General features: G+C 57.8%; 16 protein-coding genes. 10 read left to right on the top strand and 6 right to left on the bottom strand.

Annotated features, from left to right (window positions below):
* Positions 1-45: 45 nt before the first annotated feature.
* A complete protein-coding gene (lpdA, locus tag ACZ5RG_RS06430) occupies positions 46-1,893 on the top strand; it encodes a dihydrolipoyl dehydrogenase (RefSeq protein ID WP_464448073.1) in 1,848 nt (615 codons plus the stop codon).
* A 120-nt stretch (positions 1,894-2,013) separates the two neighbouring features.
* Here lpdA and ACZ5RG_RS06425 read toward each other — a convergent pair whose 3' ends face one another.
* From ACZ5RG_RS06425 to ACZ5RG_RS06400, 6 genes are all read right to left on the bottom strand, one after another.
* On the bottom strand, positions 2,014-2,913 hold the full coding sequence (locus ACZ5RG_RS06425; RefSeq protein WP_464448072.1) for a hypothetical protein: 900 nt from the start codon (positions 2,911-2,913) through the stop codon (positions 2,014-2,016).
* An 82-nt stretch (positions 2,914-2,995) separates the two neighbouring features.
* Positions 2,996-3,610 carry a 3'-5' exonuclease gene (locus tag ACZ5RG_RS06420; protein ID WP_464448071.1) on the bottom strand — a complete coding sequence of 205 codons (615 nt, stop codon included), beginning with the start codon at positions 3,608-3,610 and terminating at the stop codon, positions 2,996-2,998.
* A complete protein-coding gene (ylqF, locus tag ACZ5RG_RS06415; RefSeq protein ID WP_298596718.1) occupies positions 3,607-4,533 on the bottom strand; it encodes a ribosome biogenesis GTPase YlqF in 927 nt (308 codons plus the stop codon). The genes ACZ5RG_RS06420 and ylqF overlap by 4 nt, the downstream gene beginning before the upstream one ends.
* 124 nt (positions 4,534-4,657) lie before the next feature.
* The gene (locus tag ACZ5RG_RS06410) at positions 4,658-5,245 is read right to left on the bottom strand and encodes a hypothetical protein (protein ID WP_464448070.1); all 588 of its coding nucleotides are present in this window, start codon (positions 5,243-5,245) and stop codon (positions 4,658-4,660) included.
* A 190-nt stretch (positions 5,246-5,435) separates the two neighbouring features.
* The gene (locus ACZ5RG_RS06405; RefSeq protein ID WP_100171317.1) at positions 5,436-5,717 is read right to left on the bottom strand and encodes an HU family DNA-binding protein; all 282 of its coding nucleotides are present in this window, start codon (positions 5,715-5,717) and stop codon (positions 5,436-5,438) included.
* Between the two features lie 290 nt (positions 5,718-6,007).
* Positions 6,008-6,907, bottom strand: coding sequence for a DNA-binding protein (locus ACZ5RG_RS06400; RefSeq protein ID WP_053176218.1), 900 nt, complete (start codon positions 6,905-6,907; stop codon positions 6,008-6,010).
* 124 nt (positions 6,908-7,031) lie between these two features.
* Between ACZ5RG_RS06400 and ACZ5RG_RS06395 the strand changes: the two genes are divergently transcribed.
* The 9 genes from ACZ5RG_RS06395 (at position 7,032) to arsH (ending at position 14,222) form a co-directional block, all read left to right on the top strand.
* Complete coding sequence (locus ACZ5RG_RS06395) at positions 7,032-8,105, top strand: site-specific integrase (RefSeq protein WP_464448183.1); 1,074 nt, start codon at positions 7,032-7,034, stop codon at positions 8,103-8,105.
* Positions 8,106-8,235: 130 nt separating this feature from the next.
* Complete coding sequence (locus ACZ5RG_RS06390) at positions 8,236-9,279, top strand: ArsJ-associated glyceraldehyde-3-phosphate dehydrogenase (protein WP_464448069.1); 1,044 nt, start codon at positions 8,236-8,238, stop codon at positions 9,277-9,279.
* On the top strand, positions 9,279-10,559 hold the full coding sequence (gene arsJ / locus ACZ5RG_RS06385) for an organoarsenical effux MFS transporter ArsJ (protein ID WP_464448068.1): 1,281 nt from the start codon (positions 9,279-9,281) through the stop codon (positions 10,557-10,559). Before ACZ5RG_RS06390 ends, arsJ begins: the two co-directional genes overlap by 1 nt.
* A 9-nt stretch (positions 10,560-10,568) precedes the next feature.
* A complete protein-coding gene (locus ACZ5RG_RS06380; protein WP_464448067.1) occupies positions 10,569-10,913 on the top strand; it encodes an ArsR/SmtB family transcription factor in 345 nt (114 codons plus the stop codon).
* Positions 10,910-11,470: an ArsI/CadI family heavy metal resistance metalloenzyme gene (locus ACZ5RG_RS06375; protein WP_464448066.1), complete on the top strand. Its 561-nt coding sequence runs from the start codon at positions 10,910-10,912 to the stop codon at positions 11,468-11,470. The genes ACZ5RG_RS06380 and ACZ5RG_RS06375 overlap by 4 nt, the downstream gene beginning before the upstream one ends.
* An 11-nt stretch (positions 11,471-11,481) precedes the next feature.
* Positions 11,482-11,976 (top strand): arsenate reductase ArsC, encoded by a 495-nt coding sequence (locus tag ACZ5RG_RS06370; protein WP_464448065.1) that lies wholly within the window; start codon positions 11,482-11,484, stop codon positions 11,974-11,976.
* A 67-nt stretch (positions 11,977-12,043) separates the two neighbouring features.
* Positions 12,044-13,057 carry an ACR3 family arsenite efflux transporter gene (arsB, locus tag ACZ5RG_RS06365; RefSeq protein ID WP_464448064.1) on the top strand — a complete coding sequence of 338 codons (1,014 nt, stop codon included), beginning with the start codon at positions 12,044-12,046 and terminating at the stop codon, positions 13,055-13,057.
* A gap of 15 nt (positions 13,058-13,072) precedes the next feature.
* A complete protein-coding gene (gene arsC / locus ACZ5RG_RS06360) occupies positions 13,073-13,495 on the top strand; it encodes an arsenate reductase (glutaredoxin) (protein WP_464448063.1) in 423 nt (140 codons plus the stop codon).
* The gene (gene arsH / locus ACZ5RG_RS06355) at positions 13,488-14,222 is read left to right on the top strand and encodes an arsenical resistance protein ArsH (RefSeq protein WP_464448062.1); all 735 of its coding nucleotides are present in this window, start codon (positions 13,488-13,490) and stop codon (positions 14,220-14,222) included. The genes arsC and arsH overlap by 8 nt, the downstream gene beginning before the upstream one ends.
* Positions 14,223-14,230: the final 8 nt, after the last annotated feature.

Genomic DNA, 14,230 nt, shown 5'->3' with positions numbered 1-14,230 from the left:
GACCAAAGCGCAGCTTTGCTCGGCCCCCAACCGATTGAGAAGAACATGGCATTCATAGATATTCAAGTTCCCGACATTGGCGACTTCGACGAAGTGGCCGTGATCGAGTTGCTGGTCAAACCCGGCGACACCGTCAAGGTCGAGCAATCGCTCCTCACCGTGGAGTCCGACAAGGCCTCCATGGAAATCCCGTCCTCCCACGCTGGTGTGGTCAAGGAACTGCGCGTCAAGCTGGGCGACAAGGTCAAGCAAGGCTCGGTCGTGTTGGTGCTGGAAGGCGAGGGCGCTGCTGCGGCTTCGGTTTCGGCAACCGCTGCCGCACCGGCACCCACTTCTGCACCGGCTGCTGCCGTTGCTCCTGTCGCAGCGACTGCTGTGCTTGCACCTGTGGCATCCAGCTTCGGCGGCTCTGCCGACATCGAGTGCGATGTGCTCGTGTTGGGCGGCGGCCCCGGCGGTTACTCGGCTGCGTTCCGCGCGGCCGATCTGGGCCTCAAGGTGGTCGTCGTTGAGCGCTACGCCACTTTGGGCGGCGTGTGTTTAAACGTGGGTTGCATTCCCTCCAAAGCCTTGCTGCACGTCGCGGCGGTGATGGACGAAGTCAGCCACCTGGCTGACCTCGGCGTGGATTTCGGTGCCCCAGCGGTCAACATCGACAAGCTGCGCGGTCACAAAGAAAAAGTCATTGGCAAACTCACAGGCGGCTTGGCGGCCATGGCCAAAATGCGCAAGGTCACCACCGTGCGCGGCTTGGGCCAATTTGTGGGAGCCAACCACCTTGAAGTGTCGGAGACCACCGGCACCGCGCAAGAACAAAACGGCAGCAAAAAAGTGATCGCCTTCAAGAAGGCCATCATCGCTGCAGGCTCGCAAGCCGTGCGTTTGCCTTTCATGCCCAACGACCCCCGCGTGGTCGACAGCACCGGCGCTTTGGAACTCAAAGAAGTGCCCAAGCGCATGCTCATCTTGGGCGGCGGCATCATCGGCCTGGAAATGGGCACCGTTTACAGCACGCTGGGCGCACGCCTGGACGTGGTGGAAATGATGGACGGCCTCATGCAAGGCGCTGACCGCGACTTGGTCAAGATCTGGCAAAAGATGAACGCCAAGCGCTTTGACAACATCATGCTCAAAACCAAGACCGTGTCCGCACGCGCCTTGCCCGAAGGCATTGAAGTCACGTTCGAGAGCGCCGAACCCGGCGGCACAGCCCCCGCGCCGCAGGTGTACGACCTCGTGTTGCAAGCCGTGGGCCGCACGCCCAACGGCAAAAAACTCGCCGCTGAAAAAGCAGGCGTGGCGGTGACCGACCGCGGCTTCATCAACGTCGACATTCAAATGCGCACCAACGTGCCGCACATCTTCGCCATTGGCGACATCGTGGGCCAGCCCATGTTGGCGCACAAAGCGGTGCACGAAGCTCATGTCGCGGCTGAAGTGATTGCGGGCGAACTGCAAGGCAACAAAGAACTGGCCTCCGCCGCCTTCAACGCCCGCGTCATCCCAAGCGTCGCCTACACCGACCCCGAAGTGGCCTGGGTGGGCTTGACCGAAGACCAAGCCAAAGCGCAAGGCATCAAGGTGAAAAAGGGCTTGTTCCCTTGGACAGCTTCTGGCCGCGCCATTGCCAACGGACGCGACGAAGGCGTGACCAAACTGCTGTTTGACGATTCACCCGAGGCACACGGCCACGGCAAGATTCTCGGCGGCGGCATGGTGGGCACGCATGCGGGCGACATGATTGGCGAGATCGCTCTGGCGATTGAGATGGGCGCAGACGCTGTGGACATCGGCAAAACCATCCACCCCCACCCCACGCTGGGCGAAAGCATTGGCATGGCGGCGGAGGTGGCGCATGGCAGCTGCACGGACTTGCCTCCAAGCAAGAAGTAAACGCTTCGCGCTGTAAACGAAGAAGCCCGGACGGGAAACTGTCCGGGCTTTTTTGTATTCTGCGAATGTCTGGCAATCACCTCAATTTATGCGGCGATCAAACGGCTTATTCACCACATCTCAATGCGCCCCAAGGTAGCACCCCTCAGCCCGCTCCCCATCCGCGTCATCACCTTCTTCGCTGCACAGCGCAGCAATCAGGGCTTGGTCTGCCACTTGGCCGGGTAAGAGCAGTTCTTCGTTCGTCCAGCGCTTGACCAGGTGGCCATTGGCCACGCCGCCCGTGTGTGGGGCTTGGTATGCGCGGCGGTGTTGCATGGTCACGCCACTGTTGGCGTTGGCAATGAAGCGGCTTTCACCCAAGGCCCAGGGTTCAAAGTAGGCGTTGGCGGCGGCGTCCACTTGGCGGAAGTAGCTGCGAGCGCCTTCGGCGTTGAGCTTTTTGCGCACGGTGCGCGTGATGAGGCCCTGCAATTGGTCGAGCGCGGCATCGTCCATCTGGGCCAGGTCTGCGGTGCTCATGCGTTGACCTGCCAAGGCGGCACTGGCTGCCAATTCGGCGGGCAGCACTTGCACCATGGCTTTGACCACATCGCGGTGCGGTGCCACGGCGGTGGCCACGCCGCGTGTTTGGGGTTGAATGGGGCAGCGGATTTCAACGAATCGCGGTTTCACCGGGCCAGTGCAGCCGTCATGGTGGTAGTACTCGCCTTGGCTGAGGCGGCCTTTGCTGGAGCGCCCGCGCACATCGCGGTAGCTCGGGTGTTGGGTGTGCACGTTCAGGCACACCACCAAGCCGGTGGCATCGACCAATTGGTAAAAGGCCTCGCGCCATTCGGGCAAGAGCAGTTGTTCGTGCAGGTAGTCGCTGGGGGCCGCGCTGTCTTGGCCCACTTCGCCTTCGATCACCAGCACAAAGGGTTTGGGCCGACGCACGCGCCAGTGGCGGTTGGCAAATGCCAGCACCGAGCTGGCATAGGGTGACAGTGGGGCGGCGCTGTGGCCGATAGGGTCAAGCATGGGGTGGATCAATGAAGAGGCCAAGCGCGAACACTGCGCGTGAATTGGCGGAGATTTTAGGGTTCAAAGACACGCCACGGCCTCACGCCAAGCCCAGCGCTTGCCACACCCGAATCGCCGCATACGCGTCGTTGGCCGCATAAACGAGCTGCGATTCGGTCAGTCGCGCATTGGCCCAGTTGCTGGTGGCAGCTTTTTTGGATTTCATGAAACGCTGGTTGAACAGCACGGCCACGGCGCCTTTGACGCCCATGTCTTTGCGGTAGCCGCGTTGGTGGAAGACCGTGTTGAGTTCCAAGATGCCTTGCGGCTCTACGCCCAGTTTGTGGACGATGCGTTTGCGGTCGTCGCCCAGCCCAAAACCGGCTTTGGCGATCCCTTTCAAGGCCAGCAAATCTGCGGCCACGGCGCGGCATTCGGGCTCGTGCAACTGAAAGACCCAAGCCCGCTCAGGCGTGGACAGTTGCAGGATGTGGGGGCCGTCAGACTGTTCGCCCACCTTGAAGGTCGGTTTGGATTCGGTGTCAAAACCCCAAGCTGTTGCGACCACGAGTTGCTCATAGGCTCGACTGGCTTGCGTGCCGGTCGTGACCAAAGTGATGCGGTCCAGTCCGAGCCTCTCGAATGGGGGGAGGAGGGCGATGGCCTCTTTGTCCGGCGTGGTGCGGTGCGTGGGCAGGTTTTGGCCGGGGTTCATTCGCGGGCCTGCTTTTTGGCTTTTTTCGAGCCTTCTTTGCGCTGAGTGCGTTCAGCGTCGGCTTTTTTGCCTTCAGCCAACCAGTGTGCAAATTCTTCGGGCGTTTCCAGCGTGATGCGGCCCAGTGCGGCAGAGCGGAAGTCGTGGATCACCAGCTCTGCCGCCTTGGTCGTGTTCACACGCCCACCGCTTTGGATCGCGCCGCGTTGGCGGGCAATGGCTTCAAGCATGGTTTCGTCGGTGTGGCTGGCCACGTCTTTGATTTTGTAGCGAGTTTCCAGCGCTTGCGGGTAGTTAGGGATCAGGTAGTTCAGCAACTCCAGCGCCACAACTTCTTCGTCAAACGCGTTCACGCCGATGGCACCACTGGCAGCCAAGTTGAAACCGCTTTGCTCGACGATGATGCGTGGCCACAGAACGCCGGGCGTGTCGTACAAATAAAAATCATCGGCCAGCGTGATGCGCTGCTCCAGTTTGGTCACACCCGCTTCGTCGCCCGTTTTGGCGGCGCGTTTGCCTTTGAGGGTGTTGATCAAAGTGGATTTGCCGACGTTGGGGATGCCACAAATTAGCACGCGCATCGGTTTGACCATGCCGCCCCGGTTGGGTGCCAACAGTTGGCAAGCCTCAATCAAGGCCTTCGTGGGCGAGACCATGCTGGTGTCCAAGCCCAAGGCCCGCACATCAGGCAAGGCGTTGTAGTGGCTCAACCAGGCAGTGGTTTGAACCGGGTCGGCCAAGTCTTGCTTACTCAGGATTTTCAGGCCCGGTTTGCCTTGAATCAGCTCGGCCAGCATCGGGTTGGCGCTGGAGCCGGGCAAGCGGGCGTCGAGCATTTCGATGACAACGTCGATGTCTTTGATGCGTTCCCCAATCGCCTTGCGCGTGAGGTGCATGTGTCCAGGAAACCATTGAATCGCCATAAAGCCGCTGCCAACCGAAAGTCAAAGAGCTTGATTGTCGGTCACTTCAGGCATGCACCCAGATTTTCTGCAACGGCTTGCAGGCGAGCAAGCCATTGATCCTGGCCACGCAGGTGGTTTCGCTCTAGCGAACCAAATCTTCCATCGCATCGATCACCATGCTGGTGCCTATGGCAATCAACAAGATATCGGAGGCGACACGGACGTATTTGTAGCCCGGCGGTGGCACGCCCAATGTGACAACCACCGATCTGGGCACGTCGTAATAAACGACACTCTGGGGCAATCGCTCACCCTTGCGCCACAGTTTGGCCTGCCCCGGAGGCAGGCAGCCAGATCCTTTTTTGGCCAAACCCGGTGGGCAAAACCCCATGTTCTCAGGCCTGCTGTAATAGCTTTTTGCTAGCGCCAGATGGTGCGATTGGAAATACTGACCGATCTGAATGTCTGCAACAGGCGAGGGCACAAGCATGTGGTGCGGCATGTCTGTAGACGGTTGATTGGGGTGCCAACGCTCTTTGTGTTGCGGCTTAGAAGCTGGGCGTTGACTCGGTGCTTTCTTCATCTGCGGCGGGTGCTGGGCTGGCTTAACTTGCCGCTGTGCTTTGCGTGGGACTTGATCGTCGGGTCTTTGTGCTTGCACGTTATGCGGTAGCCACAAAGCCAGTAGCGGAGCCAGCCAAGCCATGTAAGCATATTTTTGAGGGGTCATGTTGGGCTTTCTTGGTGGTGAGACAAAACACCAGACCCACACAAGTTATCTCATCGCATGCGCTCGCACAGTTCGCTATCGCGCACAAGCGCGTTGTCAAAAACGGCTGATTGCCCCTTCAGCAAACGGCCATGAAAAAAGGCAGCCAGGTGGATCACCATGGCTGCCTTTCGGCGGAAGCAATTGGAAATTACTTCTTCTTGTTCACAGCGGCTTTGAAAGCGGCACCAGCGCTGAAACGGGGCACGGTTGCCGCTGCGATTTTCAGCTTCTCGCCAGTGCGTGGGTTCTTGCCAACGCGTGCGGCACGCTTGGCAGCTTTGAAGGTACCAAAGCCAATCAGTTGCACGTCTTGTTTTTTGGCAACGGTCTTGGTGATGATGTCAACCAGAGCGCTTACTGCACGGCCGGCAGCGGCTTTGGACATGTCAGTTTCTTTGGCCAACGCTTCAATCAGTTCTGCTTTGTTCAAGATTTTTCTCCAGATGAATAGAACGGCGAGATTTTGCCATGCAACGTGCGCGTGCTCACATAATTTTCTTAAATTAATCAACTTCTTTGACAGATGTCACTTAACATAATATACATCGTATGAACTTATGGGCGGGTGAATTGGTCGTGAATCCAAGGCATCGGACGGTCACACAAGTAAAGTTGACGCTACTTTCCAAGTAAAGTTATAGCTACTCACATATTCCAAGTAAAGTTGACGCTATCAAGGACTGGTGATTTGGCAAGACCAAAACGTTGATGTGCTAACTTCTATCCGATTACGCTTCGTACGGCTTTGTTCTTTGCTGCAGATTTGAGTTTTTTGGGTTGCATGTCGTTGATGCGTGCAAGATAACCTGATGCGCGCTCTGATAGCTGCGTGTTTTGCATCCTCAGCTCGTGCAGTTGCTTGGTCAAATTTCCTGCCACTTCCAGAGCCTCACTTTGATGTCGTATCTGCTTCTTTTTTTCAATCTCCACCTCTGCCTGTAATTTTTTTACTTGTTGGCGCTCGCGATCAATCTCCGCCATCAGTCTTCGTTCTGAAGACACAAACTGTGCCTGAAGCGCTTGGATTTCAGCGCTGTGAGACCGCAGTTGCGCATCGTGACGGCGACGCTCCTCATTGCCTTCGGCAACTTGCTGTTGAAGCGCCAGACGCGATGATGTGAGTTCCTCATCCTTCTTGTTCACAAGCATTTGAAGCTTATGCGCTTGACCTTGTGTTTCGGCATGCTTCAGTTCAAGCGCATCAAGGGCTTGCTTTAATTCTGATGCCTTCTGCGTGAACGCTCCACGCTCAGCTTCAATTTCAGCAAGCACCGTCGTCATTTGCTGTTCTTGCTGACTTGCTGTGTTCGCGAAATCTGCTTTTGATGCTTCAAAAGTACTGTGAGCCTCCTGCAAAGCGCTTTTCCAGAGGGTTTTCATGGCTACTTGCACAGTAGCTGGCAATTCGCTTGTTTTATCGGATTCACCCGTTGGTCCTCTCAAACGCTCTCCCAATGAAGAAAACCAGACCTCCAGCATCGGGCCCACGGTGTTGGGCGATCCACGGCCCAATTTCATGCGAACACGTTCAATGGTCGGTTTGAGTTGCTCACTGAGCAATTCGTCGGCTGCGCCGTTGACATCGGTTTGCTGAACACCCCTTGGACTATTAACTTGCATCGCCCTGCTCCTTGCTGTAAATTTACCGACGATAAGAGATATTTATCGTGATTTAAAGGTTAAAAAGATAAATAATATTACATGCTATGTACGATTTATTCAAAAAAATAACCCCCCCATGAACTTGCGCCTGCCAACGCTCAAAAATACACCCGCCCTGGAGCCAGAGGCCCTGAGCGAAGTCACCCAACGCGCCGTCGAGGAGCTACTGCGCGAAGGTGAATCGAAAAACACCCTCATCAGCTACCGTAGTGCCTTACGCTACTGGGCCGCATGGTTTGGCGCACGCTATGGCCGACAAATCCAGCTGCCCGTGCCCACCGCCTGTGTGCTCCAGTTTGTCGTCGACCACGCTGATAGAACCACGGACAAAGGCCTGGCGCACGAGCTGCCCATCGAGATCGATCAAGCCTTGGTCAAGTCAGGCTTCAAAGGCAAACTCGGCGCACTCGCACACAACACCTTGATTCACAGAATTGCAGTCCTGTCCAAAGCCCACCAAATTGGCGAGTTCAAAAACCCTTGCCACGACCCCAAAGTGCGCGAGCTTCTCTCCCGTACCCGCAAGGCCTATGCCAAACGGGGCGCCCTCCCCCGCAAAAAAGACGCTCTCACCAAAGAGCCTCTTCAAGCCATCCTGCAAACGTGCGATGACACGGTCATCGGCATCCGCGATAGAGCACTGATCTTGTTCGCCTGGTCCAGTGGTGGCCGAAGGCGCTCCGAGGTGGCCAGCGCAGACATGCAGTTTTTAAAACGCACCGGCCCCGATGCCTATCTCTACAACTTGGCGTTCTCCAAAACGAACCAAGCTGGTGTAGAACGCGCTGAAAACCACAAACCCATTTTCGGGCTCGCAGCGCAAGCCCTCTCGGCATGGCTCACCGTCAGCCACATCACCAGCGGGGCGATTTTCCGAAGAGTGCGCAAAGGCGGTCACATCGGTGAAGCGCTCTCCCCTGCCGCTGTCAAAGATATCGTTAAAAAGCGATGCTTGTTGGCAGGCATTGACGGCAACTATGCCGCCCACTCCCTGCGCTCAGGGTTCGTGACGGAAGCCGGCCTGCAAAACGTCCCCCTCGCTCAGACCATGGCCATGACGGGGCACCACAGCGTCGCCACCGTGTTGGGCTATTTCCGCACGACACAAACAGCAGAGGTGGCAGACCTTATGAAAGAGGCGGGGCCAAGAACGTAAAGTTACTGCAGTAGTAAGCATAAAAATTTTCCGGGATATTTCTGATGAGATGAATCTTTCGTCACAGGCTTGTCATATGTTCATGCAATAATTCAATTCATGTTGAATTAATGAATGAAGGACAGTGAACATGAAAGTCGGTATCAACGGCATGGGCCGTGTGGGGCGTCTGGCCCTGCGTGCGGCATGCGGCGCCATCGAACGTGAAACCATCGATCCGCGCATTGGCAACCGATTGGAGGTGGTGCACCTCAATGAAATCAAAGGGGGCGCTGCGGCCACAGCTCACCTATTGGCCTTCGACACGGTGCAGGGTAAGTGGCGTGCAGACATCGCAGCCGAAGGCAGCGACGCCATTCGTATCAACGAACGTCGCCTGTCATTCAGCGAGCACGCCAACGCAGCGGAGATACCCTGGGGTGACTTGGGTGTGGACGTGGTGTTGGAGTGCACCGGCAAATTTTTGACGCCCGAGACCCTGCAGGGCCACTTGGCCCGGGGCGCTAAACGGGTGATCGTGGCCGCTCCTGTCAAGGTCGGTAATGTGCTCAATATCGTGGTCGGTATCAACGAGCAGCATTACAACCCTGCGCGAGACCGCATCGTCACCGCTGCCAGCTGCACCACCAACTGCCTGGCCCCGGTGGTGAAAGTGATCCACGAAGCCATTGGCATCCGCCACGGCCAGATCACCACACTGCACGACCCGACCAACACCAACGTGGTGGTGGATGCGCCGCACAAGGACCTGCGCCGCGCACGCAGCGCGATGGCCAGCCTGGCGCCCACCACCACCGGCAGCGCCACCGCGATCGCACTGATCTACCCCGAACTCAAGGGCAAGCTCAATGGCCATGCAGTCCGCGTACCCGTGCTGAACGCATCGCTGACCGACTGTGTGTTCGAGCTCAATCGCGCTACCACGGTTGAGGAAGTAAACGCCTTGTTTGAAGCCGCTGCCAACGGGCCGCTGGCCGGCATCCTGGGTTACGAGACCCGCCCTCTGGTGAGTGCCGATTACGCCCGCGACACGCGCAGCTCCATCGTTGATGGTTTGTCGACCATGGTGACCGACAACACGTTGCTCAAGGTCTACGCCTGGTACGACAACGAGATGGGCTACGCCACTCGCATGGTTGACCTGGCCTGCCATCTCGAATCGGTGGGCATTTGATGTCTGCAGCAACGCCATCAGCGCCTTCGACAGGCAGCCACGCGATTCGCAACTACGCCATCGTCACCGCCGCCTACTGGGGCTTCACGCTCACCGACGGTGCGCTTCGCATGCTGGTGCTGCTGCACTTCTACAAGCTGGGCTATTCGCCGTTTACGCTGGCCTTCCTGTTCCTGTTGTACGAAGCGGCGGGGGTGTTGGCCAACCTGATCGGTGGCTGGTTAGCCACACGCTACGGCATCCAGCGCATGCTGAGCGTTGGCTTGGTGACACAGATCACGGGCTTCACACTGCTCTCATTGCTGAATCCAATGTGGACTGCCGCCGTGTCGGTGGCTTGGGTGGTGGTGGCTCAGGGCATCTGCGGTGTGGCCAAGGACCTGACCAAGACCGCCAGTAAGTCGGCCATCAAAGTCACGCAGGCGCAGGCCAAGGCTGAAGACGGCGGCAACAACCAGTTGTTCAAGTGGGTGGCCTGGTTCACTGGCAGCAAGAACGCCATGAAGGGTTTCGGTTTCTTCCTCGGTGGCGTACTGCTGCAGGCACTGGGGTTCCAGCATTCGCTCTGGGCCATGGCCGCTTTGCTGCTGTTGGTGCTGTTGGGCGTGGTGTTTGCGGTGCCGCCGATGATGGGCAAGGCCAAGGCCTCCAAGTCGGCCAAGGAACTGTTCGCAAAGAACGCCGGTATCAACGGCCTGGCCGCCGCGCGCGTGGCCCTGTTTGGGGCGCGTGATGTGTGGTTCGTGGTCGGTGTACCGGTGTTTTTGTATTCACAGGGTTGGAACTTCACCATGGTCGGCGGCTTTCTCGCCGCCTGGACGATTGGCTATGGCTTGGTGCAGGCACTCGCCCCCAACTTGGTCAAGCGCAGCCCCGATGGGCTGAGTACCGAAGTGCCGGCGGCGCGAGGATGGTCGCTTGTGCTGGCATTGATTCCCGTGGGCATCGCCGCCGCACTGTGGTTGGAAGTTGCCAACTTGCAATGGTGGGTGGTCGGTGGACTGGGCCTGTTTGGCTTTGCCTTCGCCGTCAACTCCTCTGTGCACTCCTATCTGATCCTGGCCTACGCTGGTAGCGAGAAAGCGGCCGAAGACGTGGGCTTTTACTACGCCGCCAACGCGTTGGGCCGTTTCTTTGGCACTCTAATGTCCGGCTTGCTTTACCAGTGGGGTGGCCTGCTGTACGCGTTGATTGGTTCAGCCCTAATGCTACTGGTTTGCTGGCTGGTCACCCTCGCGCTACCCACCAAGCTGGCCTTGCCCAGTCCGGCAAGTACCTAAGGAGACACCATGCAAGAAATCGAAGTGATCAAGGCCCTTGGTGCGCTTTCGCAGGAGACACGGTTGCGGATTTTTCGTCTGCTGGTGGTCGCGGGGCCTGAGGGATTGAACCCCGGACAAATGGCTGAGGAATTGGGGGTTGCATCCACCGCTCTGTCCTTCCATTTGAAAGAGTTGAGTCACTCCGGGTTGATTTCCTGCGAGCGAGATGGCCGAAATTTGTTTTATCGCGCATCCATTCCATTGATGAACGACCTGCTGGCTTATCTGACAGCGCACTGCTGCCAAGGACAGGCCTGCCTGGAAACGCCCACCCAACACGATTGCGCAAACTGTGGAGATGACCAACCATGAAACGTTTCCACGTTCACCTCCATGTCAATGATCTGCCCCAGAGCATTGCTTTTTACAGCCAACTGTTTGCAGCTGAACCGTCCCGCACCGAGGCCGATTACGCCAAATGGATGCTGGACGACCCACCGGTGAATTTCGCTATCTCCACGCGAGGCGATCAACCCGGGATCGATCATCTGGGCATCCAGACCGACAACGCCGATGAGTTGCAGACCTTGAAAGACCGTGCCATAGCCGCCGACATGAGCCTGATGGATGAAGGCGCTACCACCTGCTGTTACGCCCGCAGCGAGAAACACTGGGTCACCGACCCACAAGGCATCACTTGGGAGCACTTCCATACGCTGGACAACATCCCAGTGTTCCGCGAAAAGGTCGATGAGGTCTCGGCTGTCGCCTGCTGCTCACCTGGCGGCCAGCCTGCAACAAGTTGCTGTACGTCCCCCGCCGCGTCATACGGGTTAGACACCGCGTCTAGCTCACCACAGGCCGCAGTTTCCTCAGGTGCGTGTTGTGCGCCCGTTTCCTCCGTCCCGTCCTCTGCATCTTGCTGCTGAAAGGTTTTGTAATGTCCGTCTACAACGTGCTTTTTCTGTGCACTGGCAACTCGGCCAGAAGCATCATGGCCGAATCCATCCTCAATAACTTTGGAGGGGGACGCTTTCGCGCATTCAGTGCTGGTAGCCACCCTGCAGGTCAGGTCAATCCGCTCGCCATTGAACTTTTGGAACGTAACCACTTCAAAACCGACGGCTTACGCAGCAAGAATTGGAGCGAGTTCGCAGAGGACGATGCGCCGCACATGAGTTTTGTGCTCACGGTCTGCGACAAGGCCGCTGGCGAGGTATGTCCTGTATGGCCGGGGCAACCAATGTCAGCCCACTGGGGTGTACCTGATCCCGCCGAAGTTACGGGTACAGAAGATGCGGTGAAGAAGGCATTTTCGGACGCTTTCATGATCCTCAGCCGCCGCATTGCACTGATGGTCAATTTACCCCTTGAAAAGCTCGACCGCTTAGCCTTGCAAAAAGAGCTGGTGGACATCGGTCGTCAGAAGGCTTGAGCTGTTTATTCGAATCACTGGTCCGGTCGTTCATCGATCGGGCATTTTCATTTTTGAGGTGTGATCCATGGGTGTTTTTGAACGTTACCTGACCGTGTGGGTCGGACTGGGCATTTTGGCTGGTGTAGGTCTTGGTTTGCTCATACCAGGCGCTTTTCAGGTTGTGGCCGCGATGGAAATCGCGCAGGTGAACCTGGTGGTGGCCGTGTTCATCTGGATCATGATCTATCCGATGATGATCCAGATCGACTGGCATGCAGTCAAGGACGTAGGCAAGAAGCCTCAGGGCCTGATGCTCACGCTGGTGGTCAACTGGCTGATCAAGCCCTTCACCATGGCGGGGTTGGGTGTGCTGTTTTTTCAGTATGTCTTTGCGGACTGGGTCGACCCACAGTCGGCCAACGAATACATCGCCGGCATGATTTTGCTGGGCGTGGCACCCTGCACGGCCATGGTGTTCGTGTGGAGCCAATTGGTCAAGGGTGACGCCAACTACACGCTGGTGCAGGTGTCGGTGAACGACCTGATCATGGTGGGGGCGTTTGCACCGATTGCCGCTTTTTTGCTTGGCGTAACGAACGTGACCGTGCCGTGGGAAACGCTGCTCATCGCCACCGTGTTGTATGTTGTGCTGCCGCTGCTGGCCGGTATGGCCACGCGACAACTGCTGGTCAAACAGTCGCCCACAGCCCTGGGTCAGTTCGTGGCACGCCTCAAGCCCTGGTCGGTGGTGGGCTTGATCGCCACCGTGGTACTTCTGTTCGGCTTTCAGGCAGGCACCATTGTTGAAAGGCCCGGGGTGATCGCACTGATCGCCGTGCCGCTGATCCTGCAGTCCTACGGCATCTTCTTCATAACCTGGTGGGGCGCGAAGTGGCTCAAGCTGCCGCATGACATTGCCGGACCGGCCTGCCTGATTGGCACCTCCAACTTCTTCGAGCTGGCCGTGGCTGTGGCCATTTCGCTGTTCGGACTGAACTCGGGCGCGGCACTGGCAACCGTTGTCGGAGTGCTGGTTGAGGTACCCGTGATGCTCTCCCTGGTAGCCATAGTCAACGCCTGGAAACCCCGTGCAATCTGAACCTGAAGTTCACCCATGACCGACATAACCATCTATCACAATCCCGCTTGCGGCACCTCTCGCAACGTGCTGGCCATGATCCGCAACAGCGGCGTGGAACCCAGTCTCATCGAGTATCTCAAGCAACCGCCCAGCACACAGCAGATCCAAACTTGGCTGAGCGCCATGGGCGCCACGGTGCGCCAGGTGCTCCGTGAAAAAGGCACCCCCTACGCCGAGCTGGACCTGGGCAATCCAAAGTGGACGGATGCACAACTGCTGGACTTGATTCAGGAACACCCCATCTTGCTCAACCGTCCATTTGTAATCACGCCGCTGGGCGTGCGGCTGTGCCGCCCATCCGAGGTTGTGCTCGAGATCCTGCCAGCCCCGCAACAAGGCCCCTTCGTCAAGGAAGATGGCGAACAGGTCATCGATGCAAAGGGTCGCCGTGTCTAAATCATCCTCAAAGCCCCTTGCCGACCTGCCACAGGTTCAAGCCGAACATTTCCGCACTCCCGATCCGGCACAACTGCTGCGCCAACACTCGGCACATGCACCGCGCATTTTGCTGATGTACGGTTCCTTGCGACCACGCTCCTTTAGCCGCCTGCTGGTGGAAGAAGCCGCTCGGTTGCTGCATGCCATGGGTGCGCAAACGCGAATTTTCAATCCAAGTGGACTGCCCCTGCCGGACGACGCGCCGGAAACCCACCCCAAGGTGCAAGAACTGCGCGAACTGACACTGTGGTCAGAAGGTATGGTCTGGAGTTCACCGGAGCGCCACGGTGCCATGACCGGCATCATGAAAGCTCAGATCGACTGGATTCCCTTGGCCGTCGGCGCTGTGCGCCCAACTCAAGGAAAGACGCTGGCGGTGATGCAGGTATGCGGTGGCTCGCAGTCTTTCAATGCCGTCAACCAGATGCGCGTGCTAGGCCGCTGGATGCGCATGGTTACCATCCCGAACCAATCGTCGGTGGCCAAGGCCTTCCAGGAGTTTGACGAACACGACCGCATGAAGCCGTCCAGCTACCACGATCGGCTGGTGGATGTGATGGAGGAGCTGGTCAAGTTCACCTGGTTGACTCGCGACGTCTCACCCTACCTCGTGGACCGATACAGCGAGCGCAAGGAAAGCGCCGAAGAGCTGATGCGGCGGGTCAACCTGACCAAGGCGGTGTAAGGAACAAC

This window comes from Limnohabitans sp. TEGF005 (assembly GCF_055394835.1).
Note: the sequence above shows the minus strand (reverse complement) of the source record. Positions and strands in the feature narration are given on the sequence as shown.